Origin of the sequence: Dechloromonas sp. HYN0024 (assembly GCF_003441615.1) — a bacterium.
In the GTDB taxonomy this organism is placed as follows: Bacteria; Pseudomonadota; Gammaproteobacteria; order Burkholderiales; family Rhodocyclaceae; genus Azonexus.
The window spans coordinates 2,973,248-2,987,765 of record NZ_CP031842.1 but is presented as its reverse complement, the minus strand read 5'-3'; the positions used below and the strand labels follow the sequence as shown (position 1 = coordinate 2,987,765).

Below are 14,518 nucleotides of genomic sequence, written 5' to 3'. Positions count from 1 at the left end.
GGGTTTCCTTATTTTGGGGTGTATTTGTCGATGGCGGAGCGAATTTCCTCGATCGCCTTCTCGATTTCATCATCGCTCAGGTCGCTCTTGTAGGACGGATTGCGACCGAATTCATCGAGGCTCGAGGTGACCTCGTTCTGGCTCATTGTCTGGGTTGAAATGGCGCTGCTGGCCGTTTCGACATAGGTGTCCTCCCAGCGCACGGCGACTACGGAGAGGTTGTCGCCATGCTCGCCGCCCTTTTGTTCGGCCTGGTTGAGCAGCATCGGTACGGCCTGCAGGAGATTGGCTCCCTTCAGGGCAGTGGCCATCGTCTCGCCGGGGATTTCACCCCACAGGCCATCCGTGCTGAGGACGAGGATGTCGCCGTTATCGAGTGGCGTCTTGCGGGAAAATTCGATCTCGGGGGGGTGCGGGCTGCCCAGGCAGCTATAGATCTTGTTGCGATCAGGGTGAAAAGCGGCCTGTTCTTCGGTGATCATGCCTTCTTCGATAAGCAGGCGGATGCGCGAGTGATCCTTGGTCTGAGTGACAACCCGGCCGTCGCGCATCAGGTACAGTCGCGAATCGCCGGCATGTGCCCAGTAGGCGACGTTGTCCTGGATGATGCAGGCGACGCAGGTGGTGCGCGGCGTGTCCTTGAGGCGATGCCGGGCGGTGTAATCGAGAATGGCATGATGGGTGTTGGTCATGCCTTTTTGCAGGAAGCGGAAGGGATCGGTCAGGACCGGCCGCGCTTCGCGCTGAAAAGCATCAGCCAGGGTCTGGACAGCCAGCTGGGCGGCGATTTCGCCATAGTGATGGCCACCCATGCCGTCAGCGACCACCATCAACAGAGCGTCGCGCGAGTAACAGTAGGTGGTCCGGTCCTCGTTGTTGGCGCGGCCGCCCTGGCGGCTTTCCTGGTAAATGGTAAATCGCATTAGATCGGCTTCCTGAGTTTGTCGACGAAGCGGCCAATCCAGTTTGGCGCCGGCTTCGGACGGGGTGGGGTGACGGTTTCGACCAGCGCTTTTTGCAGGGCAAAGACGCTTTGTGGACGGTAAAGGTGATTGAGGTTGAGGCACCAGTCGATGATTTCGAGCAGGCGGTCGGAGAACTGGCCATCCCAGCGCATCATGGCCGGCACCAGGGTGTCCTTTTTCATGCGCAGGTCGGCGGCCTGCGGTGCGCTGCCAGCAAGGCAGGCATACATCGAGGCGCCGACGCTGTAGATGTCGCTCCACGGCCCGAGGTCTTTGCGCGACCCGTAATGCTCGGGCGAGGCGAAGCCCGGGGTGTACATCGGCTTGAGGATGGGCTGATCGGTTGCCAGCGTCTGGCGGGCCGCCCCGAAGTCGATGAGGACCGGCGTATTGTCGCTGCGCAGGTAAATGTTCGACGGCTTGAGGTCGAGGTGCAGCAGCTTGTTCGAGTGCACTTCACGCAGGCCGTTCAGCATCCGGGTAAAGACGCCACGAATGAAACGTTCGGAAATGTGCCCCTGATGTTTCTGGATGAACTCTTGCAGCGTCCGGCCATGCTCATATTCCATGACCATGTACACGGTTTCGTTGGCGCGGAAGAAATTGAGCACGCGAATCACGTTCGGGTGCGACAGGCGGGCCAGGGCGCGGCCTTCCTCAAAAAAACACTTCATGCCGTAGCGGAAAGCGCCCAGATGTTCGGCGCTGATCACCGGATTGATTTCGCCGCGCGTCCGCAAGGCCAGGCTATTGGGCAGGTATTCCTTGATAGCCACCTGTTCGCCGGCATGGTCGGTCGCCAGATAGACAATGGAAAAGCCGCCGAGCGAGAGCTGGCGGTCGATTGTGTACTCCTCCAGCGTAAAGCCGTTGGGTAGTGGCTGATTGGCTTGTTGCGCCATGGATCTCGCGGTTAATATGCAATTTCAGGCATTTTCGGGCGTGTTGTCCGGACTGTAAAGCAGGAGGCTCCCGATAATGATTTGTAGTATGACTGGTTATGCCGTTAAAACGCGAGATTTTGAACAAGGAAGCTTGCAAATTGAGTTAAAAAGCGTCAACTCGCGCTACCTCGATTTTCATTTCCGGGTCGCAGAAGACCTGCGCTCCCTTGAGATTCCGCTGCGCGAATTGCTCGCGACGAAGATCACGCGTGGCAAGGTCGAGTGCCGTCTCTCCTTCAATGCGGCGGCGGCCAAGGCCGAACAGCTGAAAATCAACAGCGAGTTGCTGGCCACGCTTAAGGGACTGAGCGCCCGAGTGCGCAGTGAAATGCCCGAGGCAGCACCGCTGTCGGTCAATGAAACCCTGCGCTGGCCCGGCATGTTTGGCGAGCAGAACGTCGATTTTGCCGCCCTTGGCCCGGAGGTCATGGCATTGGCCCGTGAGGTGCTTGGCGACTTTACGGCGACCCGTGGCCGCGAAGGTGACAAGCTGGCCGAAACAATCATTGACCGGGTCAATGCCATGCGCGACATCGTCCGTCGCGTCGCCCCGCGCATTCCCGAGGCGCAGGCCATCTACACCGACAAGCTGCGTCAGCGCCTGACCGAAGCACTCGGCGGCGCCAGCGAGGATCGCGTCCTCCAGGAGGTTGCCGTGTTTGCGACGCGCATCGATGTGGCCGAAGAACTGTCCCGCCTGACCACCCATCTCGATGAAGTCGAGCGGGTACTGAAGCACGGTGGGGCCTGCGGCAAGCGCCTCGATTTTCTGATGCAGGAACTCAACCGCGAAGCCAATACGCTTGGCTCGAAATCAGCGATCACCGAGGTGTCGCAAGCCTCGATGGAACTCAAGCTGCTCATCGAACAGATGCGCGAGCAAATTCAGAATCTGGAATAAGGATCATGGCCGGAAATCTTTACGTAGTGGCGGCACCCTCCGGGGCTGGCAAGACGACCTTGGTGCGGCTCCTGCTCGAACAGGAGCCCGGGGTTCAGCTTTCGATCTCCTATACCACCCGGGCACCGCGTCCCGGCGAGGAGAACGGGCGCGAATATCATTTTGTCGATGCCACCGAATTTCAGGCCATGATCGGCCGTCAGGAGTTTCTTGAGTGGGCCGAGGTGCACGGTAATTTCTACGGCACCTCGAAAAAATGGATCGCCGACCAACTGGCAGTCGATCGCGATGTCCTGCTCGAGATCGACTGGCAGGGGGCGCAGCAGGTTCGCGCCCTGTTTCCGCAAGCTATCGGGGTGTTCATCCTGCCGCCGTCGATGGAGGAGCTGACGCGTCGTCTGACCGGTCGCGGCACCGATAGCGCCGACGTCATTTCCCGCCGTCTGGCCGCGGCTCAGGCCGAAATGCGCCATGTCGGGGAATTCGACTATGTTATTATTAACGACCAGTTGGCTCAGGCTCTGGATGACCTTCGTGCGGTTGTACGGGCATCCCGTTTGAGCTTTGGGGCTCAGCGTGCGCGTCACGCCGCCCTGTTTCAAAGAATGATCTGATTTTTGAGGTTCCCCCATGGCTCGCGTTACCGTTGATGACTGTCTGAAAAAGATTCCCAATCGCTTCATGATGACCCTGGCTGCCGCCCACCGCGCCCGTCAGCTGGCCAATGGTGCGACGCCGCTGGTCGACGGTGAAAAGCACAAGCCGACGGTTGTTGCACTGAAGGAAATGAGTGCCGGCAAGATCGGTCTGGAAGTGCTCAACCGCGGCCAGTCCTGAAAGCAGAGGCGGTGAAGACTGATGGATTCTGCGCCGTCGCCTCTGCCGCCTGCTGATGAGGAACCCGCATACCGGGTTTTCCTCGATAGTCTCGATTATCTATCCCCCGCTGATCTAGAAAAAATCAAGGCTGCGTATGCCTACGCAGCCAAGGCGCACGCTAATCAGCGGCGCATGTCGGGGGAGGCCTACATCACGCATCCGCTGGCCGTCGCCGGCGCCGTCGTCGAGTGGCGGATGGATGGCGATGCGATTGCCGCTGCCTTGCTCCACGATGTGCTGGAAGACACCGGCACGACCAAGCACGAACTGGCCGAAAAATTCGGCAAGGAAGTCGCCGAACTGGTCGATGGCCTGTCCAAGCTCGACAAGATGGAGTTCGCTTCCTACCAGGAGGCGCAGGCCGAGAATTTCCGCAAGATGTTGATGGCCATGGCGCGCGACTTGCGCGTCGTGTTGATCAAGCTGGCTGATCGCCAGCACAATCTGGCCACGATGTCGGCCATGCGCGCCGACAAGCGTGCCCGCATTGCCCGCGAAACGCTCGAAATTTACGCCCCCATTGCTTTGCGGCTGGGGCTCAACAAGCTCTATCGCGAACTGCAGGACACCTCCTTCCGGCTCATTCACCCGCATCGCGCCGCCGTGCTGACCAAGGCGCTGAGCATGGCGCACGGTAACCGCAAGGAACTGCTGACGCGGATTCTCGATGGCATCAACGACAAGTTGGCGCATGCCGGCCTCAAGGCTCAGGTTTTCGGACGCGAGAAGAGCCTGTATTCGATCTTCCGGAAGATGAAGGAAAAGCACCTGTCGTTTTCGCAGGTGCTCGATATCTACGGTTTTCGCGTCGTTGTAGACAATGTCCCCACCTGCTATCTGGCGCTCGGGGCTCTGCACGGCCTGTTCAAGCCGGTGCCGGGCAAGTTCAAGGACTACATCGCGATTCCCAAGGCCAATGGCTACCAGTCGCTACACACGACCCTGATCGGTCCCTACGGCACGCCGGTTGAAGTGCAGATCCGCACCCGTGAAATGCACAACGTCGCGCAGGAAGGTGTGGCCGCCCATTGGCTGTACAAGGACATGGACGAGAGCAGCGCCGATCTGCAGATCAAGACGCACAAGTGGCTGCAGTCGCTGCTCGAAATGCAGACCAGCGACTCGGCCGAGTTCTTCGAGAACGTCAAGATCGATCTCTTCCCCGACGAGGTCTATGTGTTCACGCCCAAGGGCAAGATCATGGCCATGCCGCGCGGCGCGACGGTGGTCGATTTTGCCTATGCGGTGCACACCGATGTCGGTCATCACTGTTCGGCGGCGCGGGTCAATCATGAGCTTTCGCCGCTGCGTACTGATCTGCGTAATGGCGATCTGGTCGAGATCATCACCTCGCCGCAGACCAGCCCCAATCCGGTGTGGCTGACCTACGTCAAGACCGGGCGGGCGCGCAGCAAGATTCGTCATTTCCTCCGCACCATGCAGAACGAGGAGTCGGCCCGTCTTGGCGAGCGCCTCCTGCGGCAGGAACTGCTCTCGCTTGGCGTCGTGCCGATTTCGATTCCGACCACGGCCTGGGACCAGATGGTCAAGGCCGGCGGCCAGAAGAACATCGAAGAGGTCTATACCGAAATCGGTCTTGGCAAGCGTCTTCCATCCGTCGTCGCCCGTCGCCTGCTAGCCCGTGAAGACATGTCGCATGATTCGCCCAGCGGCATGACGCTGGCCATCCACGGCACCGAAGGCATGGCCATCCAGCTGGCGCGCTGTTGCCAGCCGATTCCCGGTGATCCGATCATTGGATCGATCCGCAAGGGCAGTGGCCTGATTATCCACACCCATGACTGCCCGACCATCCGCAAGTCGCGTTCGGCTGAGCCGCAAAAATGGATCGACGTCGAATGGGAGCCGGAAGAAGGCAAGCTGTTCGAGATCCGCATCAAGGTTGAGGTCAAGAACTCGCGTGGGGTGCTGGCGCAGGTGGCCTCGGCCATTGCCGAAGCCGGGTCGAATATTGAGCACGTGGCGATGGATTCCGATCCAGAGCGGCTGTTTACCTCCTTGCGATTCACCATCCAGGTCGCCCACCGCACGCATCTGGCCTCGGTCATGCGCGGCATGCGCCACATTCCCGAAGTCACCCGCATTACCCGTGAAAGGGGAGGCGAGACTTGAAAGTACTCGTGCTGGGTGCCGGTGTCGTCGGCACGACAAGTGCGTGGTATCTCGCCCGGGCCGGGCACCAGGTGACGGTTATCGAGCGCCAGCCCGTTGCCGGCAACGAAACCAGTTTTGCTAATGGCGGCCAGATTTCCGTCTCACATGCCGAGCCGTGGGCCAATCCGCATGCCCTGAGCCGCCTGCTCAAATGGCTGGGGCGCGAAGATGCTCCGCTACTCTGGCGCTGGCGGGCCGATCCCGCACAACTGGCATGGGGGTTGCGTTTTCTCGGTGAATGCCGGCCGGCGCGGACTCGCCGCAACATGGCGGCAATTGTCGGTATGGCCCTCTATAGCCGTGGCTGTCTGCAGCGCCTGCGGCGTGAGCTGGCCCTGCACTACGATCATCTTGAGCGTGGCATCCTGCATATCTACACCGACCCCAAAGAGTTTGCGTCGGCCATCGAGGCGGCAAAGCTGATGCGCGAATTCGGGCTGGATCGGGTGACCGTCGACGCCGCCAAATGCCTGGCGCTCGAGCCATCGCTGGCCGGGGCGAAAGGTTTGCTCGTCGGTGGCGACTACACGCCGTCGGATGAATCGGGCGATGCCCACAAATTTACCTGCCAACTGGCCGAGCATGCATCGGCTGCCGGGGTCGGATTTCGTTATGAAACGCATATCGACCATCTTGTGCGGGCTGGCGGACAAATCAGCGGCGTCCGCATCCGTGGAGCAGACGGGCAGCTCGAAACGGTGACGGCGGATGCCTATGTTGTGGCTCTGGGCAGCTATTCGCCGCAGCTCATCAAACCACTCGGGATCACCCTGCCGGTCTATCCGGCCAAGGGTTATTCGGCGACGCTGACGCTGTCCGAGGACAGCGTCGCACCGACGGTCAGCCTGACCGATGACGAATGCCGGCTGGTGTACTCACGCCTTGGTAACCGTTTGCGCGTCGCCGGGACAGCCGAATTCAATGGCTATAACCTTGACCTCAACCCGGTCCGCTGTCAGGCGCTGATCACGCGCACCCGCCAGCTTTTTCCCGAGCTGAAAACAGTCGGCGAGCCGGAGTTCTGGTGCGGCCTGCGCCCGGCGACCCCGTCCAACGTGCCGATCATTGGTCAGACAGGCTATTCCAATCTATGGCTCAACACCGGCCACGGTACGCTGGGCTGGACGATGGCCTGCGGCTCGGCAGCAGCTTTGGCCGACATGATCAGCGGGTCCAGGCCCGAACCGGATTTTCCTTTTCTCACATGTTGATTGATACCCACTGTCATCTCGATGCGGCCGAGTTCGATGCCGATCGTGATGCGGTGCATGCCCGGGCGGTAGCAGCTGGTGTCGGTAAAATCCTTGTCCCGGCGGTGGCTGTGAACGGTTTTGCCAAGACCAGGGAGATCGTGGCACGTTATCCCGGTTGCCTTGCCGCCTATGGCATCCACCCGCTATACGTGATGCAGGCCGAAGCGGGCGATCTTGCCGTTCTGCGTGCCTGGCTGGTGCAGGAAAAGCCTGTGGCGATTGGCGAAATCGGCCTTGATCACTTCGTCAGCGAGATTGATCCGGTGCTTCAGGAACATTTCTTTGTCGAGCAGCTCAAGCTGGCCCGTGACTTCGACCTGCCCGTGCTGCTCCATGTCCGGCGGGCCGTTGATCCCGTTCTCAAGCAACTGCGCCGGGTGGGGGTGTGCGGCGGCATCGCCCACGCCTTCAATGGCAGCCGGCAGCAGGCTGATGAATTCATCAAGCTCGGCTTTGCCCTCGGTTTTGGCGGGGCGATGACCTTCAATGGATCGACCCGTATCCGCGAACTGGCGCGAACGCTGCCGCTCGACTCCATCGTCCTTGAAACCGACGCACCGGACATCCCGCCGGCCTGGCTCAATGGTGGCCGCAATAGTCCGGCCGAATTGCCGCGTATGGCAGATGTCCTGGCTGACCTGCGTGGGCTTACTCGGGCCGAGGTCATCGCCGCCACGGCGAACAACGTCCGGCGCATCGTGCCCGGCCTTTGACGGTGGTCAACAGTCGGGCAAATGGCTCGGCGGCATCGTTTCAAATTGATCTGCGCTAAAGCGTGACGAATCCACAGGCGTAGATTGGTGGGGCCGACAGTTGATGGCTTGCGGGGCGCATCAGCGACGGCAGAATGGAATGCCAGTGAAAACGATTAAACAAAACCCAGCCAAGCGTGGTGCAGCTCGCCGCCAATTCATGTTCGATTCGGCCAAGATGGTATGTGGGGTGGGCCTGCTCGGCCTTGGCCTCGGGCTTTACGCCAAACAGGCGAAGGCCTTGCCGGCACTGGCCCTGCGCCCACCCGGCGCCGGTCCGGAGGATGACTTTCTCGGGGCCTGCATTCGCTGTGGCATGTGTGTCCGCGACTGTCCCTATGAAACCCTTGAACTGGCCAGGCCGGAGGCGCCGGTGGCGACCGGAACGCCCTACTTCACGGCGCGCAACATTCCGTGCGAGATGTGCGAGGACATTCCCTGCATCAAGGCTTGCCCGACCAATGCCCTTGATCACTCGCTGACCGACATCAACAAGGCCAGGATGGGCCTTGCCGTGCTGATCGATCACGAAACCTGTCTCAACTTTCTTGGCCTGCGTTGCGATGTCTGTTATCGCGTCTGTCCGGTGATCGACAAGGCCATTACCCTCGATATGGTGCCTAATCAGCGCACCGGGCGCCACGCCATGTTCCTGCCGACGGTGCATTCCGAACACTGTACCGGCTGCGGCAAGTGCGAGAAATCCTGTGTCCTGGAAGAAGCCGCAATTCGCGTCCTGCCAGCCAAGCTGGCCAAGGGGGTGCTTGGCCAGCACTACCGGGTGGGCTGGGATGAAAAAGCCAAGGCCGGCCATTCGCTGATCGACGAATCGAAGATGATCGATCTACCTGATCGCCTACCCGAAGGCACCGTTCTGCCCGGTCACTATGATCCGGCCAGCGGCCATACGGCCACGGCGCGCGGCCTGCCGGGCAGCGAGGCGGGGGCCATCCCGAGCTTGCCACCAGGCCTCGGGGGCAAGCCATGAACGACGCCAAAATCAAACGTGCCGGGGCTGAGGCGGTGGCTGAAAAAGGCTGGTTTGGTGCGCATCGCTGGTTGATCCTGCGCCGTCTGTCGCAGTTCTCCATACTGGCCCTGTTTCTCGCCGGCCCATGGTTCGGCCAGTGGGTGGTCAAGGGCAATCTGGCCTACAGCTACACCCTGGGCTTCCTGCCGCTGACTGACCCTTACGTGGCCCTGCAATCGATGGCCACCGGACATTTTCCGGTGACGCTCGGTTTGATCGGGTTGGGTATCGTGCTGGCGTTCTATTTTCTGGTCGGCGGGCGGGTCTATTGTAGCTGGGTCTGTCCGCTCAACGTCGTTACCGATGCGGCTGGCTGGTTGCGTGCCCGCCTTGGTATCAAGGGTAGCGCCCAGCTTGGCCGTACGACGCGCTACTGGATACTGGCCATGACCATCGTCGGCTCGGCACTGACCGGGGTGGTGTTATGGGAGTTGATCAATCCGGTTTCGATGCTGCATCGCGGCATTATTTTCGGCATGGGGGCCGCATGGACCGTGGTCCTGGCTGTTTTCCTGTTCGACCTGTTCGTGATCAGTCGCGGCTGGTGTGGCCGTCTCTGTCCGGTCGGTGCCTTCTACAGCCTGCTTGGACGGTGGAGCCTGCTGCGCGTCTCGGCGCCGGCCAGGGCGGCCTGCAATGACTGCATGGACTGTTTTGAAGTCTGTCCCGAACCTCAGGTTATCCGGCCCGCGCTCAAGGGAGAGTGCAAGGGCATCGGGCCGGTTATTCTGTCGCCGAACTGCACCAACTGCGGGCGCTGTGTCGATGTCTGCTCGAAGGATGTATTTACCTTCAGTACGCGCTTCAATAATCGGGCTTGATGCAGCGTGGACATGAAAAAGGGAGCCGACGGCTCCCTTTGCTTTGACTAAATATCGTTCAGGCAGGCGTCAACGCACCGCGCATCTTCTGCAAGGCCTTGACCTCGATCTGGCGAATCCGCTCGGCTGAAACGTCGAACTCGGCGGCCAGGTCGTGCAGCGTTGCCGCTTCGCCATCCGGCAGCCAGCGTGCCTCGATAATGCGACGGCTGCGCGGGTCGAGGGTGTCCAGCGCTTCGTGCAGGCCTTCCTCGTGCAGGCGGGCGACCGCCTTGTTTTCGAGGACGCGGGTCGGTTCGTAGCGCGAGTCGGCGAGGTAATCGATCGGTGCAAAGGCTTCGTCGCCATCGTCCGGGTTGCCCTCAAGGGCAATGTCGCGGCCAGACAGACGGGTTTCCATCTCGACCACTTCATCCTGCTTGACGCCCAGGCGTGCGGCGACCTCGGCGGCTTGGGTGCCGGACAGCGTATCGGTGGCTTCGTAATCGCTCTTCAGGCTGCGCAGGTTGAAGAACAGCTTGCGCTGGGCCTTGGTCGTCGCCACTTTGACCAGACGCCAGTTTTTCAGGATGTATTCGTGAATCTCGGCCTTGATCCAGTGCATGGCAAACGACACCAGCCGGACGCCGCGCGTCGGGTCGAAACGTTTGACTGCCTTCATCAGGCCGATATTGCCTTCCTGGATCAGGTCGGCGTGCGGCAGGCCGTAACCAAGGTAGCCGCGGGCAATCGAGATGACGAGGCGAAGGTGCGAAAGAACAAGCTGCCGCGCTGCCTCCACGTCGCCTTCGTCGTGGAAACGCTCGGCCAGCCTGATCTCCTCAGCCTCGGACAGCATCGGATAACGGTTCGCCACCTGAATATAGGCGTCGATGTTACCAATGGCTGACGGGACGGGAAGCGCCAGTGCGTGGGTCATAGCGTAATGTTCTCCTTCATTTACATAGATATATTAGCACTCGCTGCCTATGAGTGCTAATAGAAGGAAAAAGTTTCTGGAGGCTTGGTGCGCTCCCCAACCAAAGTCGCAAACCGGCGAATTCTCGTCGCTGGCTTGCTCCCTTTGGTCAGGGGGCGATCAATCAGGCTATCTGTGCCCCGGAGGTGGACGAAGCTGTCATGAAAGCCTGCCGGCGCTCTGCGCCGAGGGCTATCGCCGCCGCCAGACTTTTTTCCTTGACATGCCCATAGCCACGAATCTCGTCCGGTACGCTGGCCAGGGCGACGGCGGCGGCATGGTTGGCCGGATTGAGCTTGCCGATGATGTCGTCGAGTTGGGCGATGTAGTCCTCGATCAGCTGCCGTTCGCGATACCGCTCTTCACTCTTGCCGAAGATGTCCAGACCACCGCCGCGCAGACCCTTGAGCTTGGCAACGCGTTCGAAGGCCTTGCCCATCCATGCGCCGTACTGCTGCTTCTGCGGCAGGCCGGTGGCCGGATCGGTCTTGGCCAGGAGCGGCGGGGCGAGGTTGTACTTGACCGAATAGCCCTGCGGGAACTGCACGTCGAGTTCGGCCAGCAAGGCCGGGTCAGTGTGCAGGCGGGCGACTTCGTACTCGTCCTTGTAGGCCATCAGCTTGTATAGATAGCGGGCAGCCGCTTCGGATAGGGCGCTCTGACCCGGTACGGCACGCTGCTCGGCGCTGACGACACGTTTGACCACGTCGGCGTAGCGGCGGGCATAGGCATCGTCCTGGAAAGCGATCAGTTCGGGGACGCGGATTTCAGCCAGACGCTTAACCTCGCCCTGCGTACCGATGCTATCGACGATGGCCTGGGCTATTGGCGAGAGCTTCCGTGCAGGCTGGAGCGCGATATCCCCACCGACCTTGTATTTGGCAATCTCGGCTTCGACAAAAGCGCGATCAATCACGGCCATGCGTCCCCAGCGGAAAGCCGCCAGGCTCATGTCGACCGCTACGCCAGAGTTCTTGATGGCATGTTCGATCGAACCGGCCTTGAGCGGAATGGTGCCGGCCTGGAAGGCCACGCCGACCATGAAGTTGTTGGTTGCCATGGCATCGCCAAAGAGACCTTCGGCCATCGCCTGACCATCGAGGAAGATGTTGTGTTCGGCCCGACTGACCCGATTGATGCCGGCGACCAGACCATTGACGGCGGGGAAGCTGACATGGCGGTTCGACACCATCTGGCCGGTCGGCGTCTGGGTGGTTGAGACGACCGCGATGGTGCGCTCATTGCCGCACTTGTCGAGGTTCTTCGGATCGGTGGCGTTGAGAATGTCGAAACCGAGATAGAGGTCGGAACGGCCATCAGAAATCTTGTTAGAGCCCTTGAACGGTGCGTGCGAAATCTTGATGTCGGAAATGACTGCCCCGCCCTTCTGGGCCAGACCGGTCTGGTCCAGACCAATGACGTGCTTGCCTTCAAGGCGTGCCGCATTGGCCAGCGTGGCGACGACGGTGACCGAACCGGTACCGCCGATACCCATGACGTGGATGCTGAAACCGATGCTGTCATCGACCTTGTTCACCGGCGTCGGCAATTCGCGATCAAGGAGCGGGATGCGGCCCTTCTTCACTTTCTTGCCGGCACTGGCCGGGGCCGGGTTCGGGGTAATGGTCAGGAAGGACGGGCAGAAGCCCTTCACACAACTGAAGTCCTTGTTGCACGAGGACTGGTGAATGCGCGTCTTGCGGCCGAATTCCGTCTGGACCGGCTCGACGCTCATGCAGTTCGATTTCTCGCCACAGTCGCCGCAGCCTTCGCAGACGCGCTCGTTGATGACGGTGACTTCCACCGGCTCCTCGGCCTTGCCGCGACTCCGGGCGCGGCGCAGTTCGGCGGCACACTCCTGATCGTGCAGGAGCACGGTACAGCCGGGGGTGGCGGCGAGCACCTTCTGGGCTTCGTCGAGGTGGTCACGGTGCCAGGCCTCGGTGCCGCCCGGCAGGGTGATGCCGGCGAACTTCTCGGGTTCGTCGGTAGTGACGATGACCTTCTTGACGCCATTGGCGAGCAGGTCGTTGATCATGTTGACCACCGGCACTTCGCCCTGGATGGCCTGACCGCCGGTCATCGAGGTGTGGTCATTGCGCAGCAGCTTGAAGGTGATGTTGACGCCGGTCGAGGCGGCGTAGCGAATGGCCAGGCTGCCGGAGTGGGCGTAGGTGCCATCGCCCATGTTCTGGAAGATGTGCTGCGCTTCGGTGAACGGTGCCATGCCGATCCACTGCGTGCCTTCGGCCCCCATGTGGGTGCCCATGACGACATTGCGGCCCATCCACATGGCCATGGTATGGCAGCCGATACCGGCGGAGACGAGGCTGCCTTCCGGGGCAACGGTGGAACTGTTGTGCGGGCAGCCGGAGCAATACCAGGCGGTGCGGTTGGTCGTTGGCAGTTTGTTGCGGGCGTGGATTTCGTCGAGGCGCTTGACCCAGTTCTCGGCCGACTCGATGCGCGTCTTGCGCGACAGGCGCTTCAACAGGGCGCGGACTATGATGTCGGATTCGAACTCGCCGTAGTGCGGCAGCAACTCCTTCTCTTCCTCATCAAACTTGCCGACGATGCGCGGTGCGTTGGCCATGCCGTAGAGCACCTGCTTGGCGAACATTTCGAGGAAGGGACGCTTCTCTTCGATGACGAAGATTTCCTCAAGGCCCTGGGCGAACTCACGGATGATGGTCGGTTCCATCGGGAAGAGCATGCCCATCTTGAGGACGCGGATACCGTAGTGACGCAGCGCCTGATCGTCGAGGCCCATCTCCAGGAAGGCCTGGTTGAGGTCGTTATAGGTCTTGCCGGCGGTGATGATGCCGATCCACGCATCCGGGTTGGGGAAGACGACGTTATTGAGATTGTTGGCGCGGGCGTAACGCTTCGCCACTTCATGGCGACGGGTGTACAGCGACTGTTCCATCTCGAGCGCCTCGACGCGCACGTTCATGCCGAGGTTCATGTTCGGTGTGAAGGGCTTGCCGTCGAACGTCAGGTCCGGGGTGATGAAGTTCAGGCGATCCGGCGAGATGTTGGCGGTGCCGGTGCCATCAGCCACATTGGTGACGATTTTCATGCCGACCCAGACACCGGCCATACGGGACATGTTGTAGCCGTGCAGACCGTAGTCGAGGATTTCCTGGACGTTGGCCGGGTAGAGCGAGGGAATCCCGACGTGGTAGAGCATCGGCTCGGATTGCGAGCACAGCGACGAACTCTTGCAGCTCGGGTCATCGCCGGCAATGGCGAGCACGCCGCCGTTCTTGCCGATGCCGGTGTAGTTGGCGTGTTTCAGGGCATCGCCCGAGCGGTCCACGCCCGGTGCCTTGCCGAACCACAGGCCGGTGACCCCATCGAATTTCTGCTGGCCAACCGTGTGCAGCATCTGGGTACCCCACACCGCCGTCGCGGCGAGGTCTTCGTTGAGGCCGTCAACGAAGTGAATGTTGTTGGCGAGGAGCGTCTTCTGCTGCTTGAGCAGGGCGTTGTCGAGCATGCCGACCGGTGAACCGCGATAACCCGAGACGAACATCCCAGTCTTCAGGCCGCGCCGGGCATCGGTGCGCACTTGGTCGAGCGTCAGGCGGACCAGGGCGTCAATACCGCCCAGGTGGATGTCGCCTTCTTCCTGGGTGAAGGGGGTGAAAACTTTCTTTTCGTTGTCTGCAGCCATGCCCGCGTGTCTCCGTTTTTATTTGTCGCTCTTTGCTCGCAGGTGAAATGGCCTGCACCGATCACCAAGCTGGAACAGCTTGATCCGGGAAATTCATTAACAAGGAATGTGCCAATGATTCAACCCATTGATTATTGGTATGAATTCATGTTGGCGACGATTTT

12 protein-coding genes are annotated in these 14,518 nt (G+C 60.7%); 8 read left to right on the top strand and 4 right to left on the bottom strand.

The window, feature by feature from the left end; translation table 11 throughout:
- Positions 1 to 8 precede the first annotated feature (8 nt).
- A complete protein-coding gene (locus HYN24_RS14345) occupies positions 9 to 923 on the bottom strand; it encodes a PP2C family serine/threonine-protein phosphatase (RefSeq protein WP_117609889.1) in 915 nt (304 codons plus the stop codon).
- On the bottom strand, positions 923 to 1,867 hold the full coding sequence (locus HYN24_RS14340; RefSeq protein WP_117609888.1) for a serine/threonine-protein kinase: 945 nt from the start codon (positions 1,865 to 1,867) through the stop codon (positions 923 to 925). Before HYN24_RS14340 ends, HYN24_RS14345 begins: the two co-directional genes overlap by 1 nt.
- A 76-nt stretch (positions 1,868 to 1,943) precedes the next feature.
- Here HYN24_RS14340 and HYN24_RS14335 point away from each other — a divergent pair, with 76 nt between their 5' ends.
- From HYN24_RS14335 to napH, 8 genes are all read left to right on the top strand, one after another.
- Positions 1,944 to 2,810, top strand: coding sequence for a YicC/YloC family endoribonuclease (locus tag HYN24_RS14335; protein WP_117609887.1), 867 nt, complete (start codon positions 1,944 to 1,946; stop codon positions 2,808 to 2,810).
- A gap of 5 nt (positions 2,811 to 2,815) precedes the next feature.
- Positions 2,816 to 3,424, top strand: a complete 609-nt coding sequence (gmk, locus tag HYN24_RS14330) for a guanylate kinase (RefSeq protein WP_117609886.1) — start codon at positions 2,816 to 2,818, stop codon at positions 3,422 to 3,424.
- A 16-nt stretch (positions 3,425 to 3,440) separates the two neighbouring features.
- Positions 3,441 to 3,647: a DNA-directed RNA polymerase subunit omega gene (gene rpoZ / locus HYN24_RS14325; RefSeq protein WP_117609885.1), complete on the top strand. Its 207-nt coding sequence runs from the start codon at positions 3,441 to 3,443 to the stop codon at positions 3,645 to 3,647.
- A 21-nt stretch (positions 3,648 to 3,668) separates the two neighbouring features.
- Positions 3,669 to 5,822 carry a bifunctional (p)ppGpp synthetase/guanosine-3',5'-bis(diphosphate) 3'-pyrophosphohydrolase gene (locus HYN24_RS14320; protein ID WP_117609884.1) on the top strand — a complete coding sequence of 718 codons (2,154 nt, stop codon included), beginning with the start codon at positions 3,669 to 3,671 and terminating at the stop codon, positions 5,820 to 5,822.
- Positions 5,819 to 7,075: a D-amino acid dehydrogenase gene (locus tag HYN24_RS14315; RefSeq protein WP_117609883.1), complete on the top strand. Its 1,257-nt coding sequence runs from the start codon at positions 5,819 to 5,821 to the stop codon at positions 7,073 to 7,075. Before HYN24_RS14320 ends, HYN24_RS14315 begins: the two co-directional genes overlap by 4 nt.
- Positions 7,069 to 7,830, top strand: a complete 762-nt coding sequence (locus tag HYN24_RS14310; RefSeq protein WP_117609882.1) for a TatD family hydrolase — start codon at positions 7,069 to 7,071, stop codon at positions 7,828 to 7,830. Before HYN24_RS14315 ends, HYN24_RS14310 begins: the two co-directional genes overlap by 7 nt.
- 145 nt (positions 7,831 to 7,975) lie before the next feature.
- Positions 7,976 to 8,857 carry a ferredoxin-type protein NapG gene (napG, locus tag HYN24_RS14305; protein ID WP_256372098.1) on the top strand — a complete coding sequence of 294 codons (882 nt, stop codon included), beginning with the start codon at positions 7,976 to 7,978 and terminating at the stop codon, positions 8,855 to 8,857.
- On the top strand, positions 8,854 to 9,720 hold the full coding sequence (gene napH / locus HYN24_RS14300) for a quinol dehydrogenase ferredoxin subunit NapH (protein WP_117609880.1): 867 nt from the start codon (positions 8,854 to 8,856) through the stop codon (positions 9,718 to 9,720). The genes napG and napH overlap by 4 nt, the downstream gene beginning before the upstream one ends.
- Before the next feature lie 58 nt (positions 9,721 to 9,778).
- Here the strand turns inward: napH and rpoH are convergent, their stop codons facing one another.
- Positions 9,779 to 10,639, bottom strand: coding sequence for an RNA polymerase sigma factor RpoH (gene rpoH, locus HYN24_RS14295; protein ID WP_117609879.1), 861 nt, complete (start codon positions 10,637 to 10,639; stop codon positions 9,779 to 9,781).
- 163 nt (positions 10,640 to 10,802) lie between these two features.
- Complete coding sequence (locus tag HYN24_RS14290; protein ID WP_117609878.1) at positions 10,803 to 14,354, bottom strand: indolepyruvate ferredoxin oxidoreductase family protein; 3,552 nt, start codon at positions 14,352 to 14,354, stop codon at positions 10,803 to 10,805.
- Positions 14,355 to 14,518: the final 164 nt, after the last annotated feature.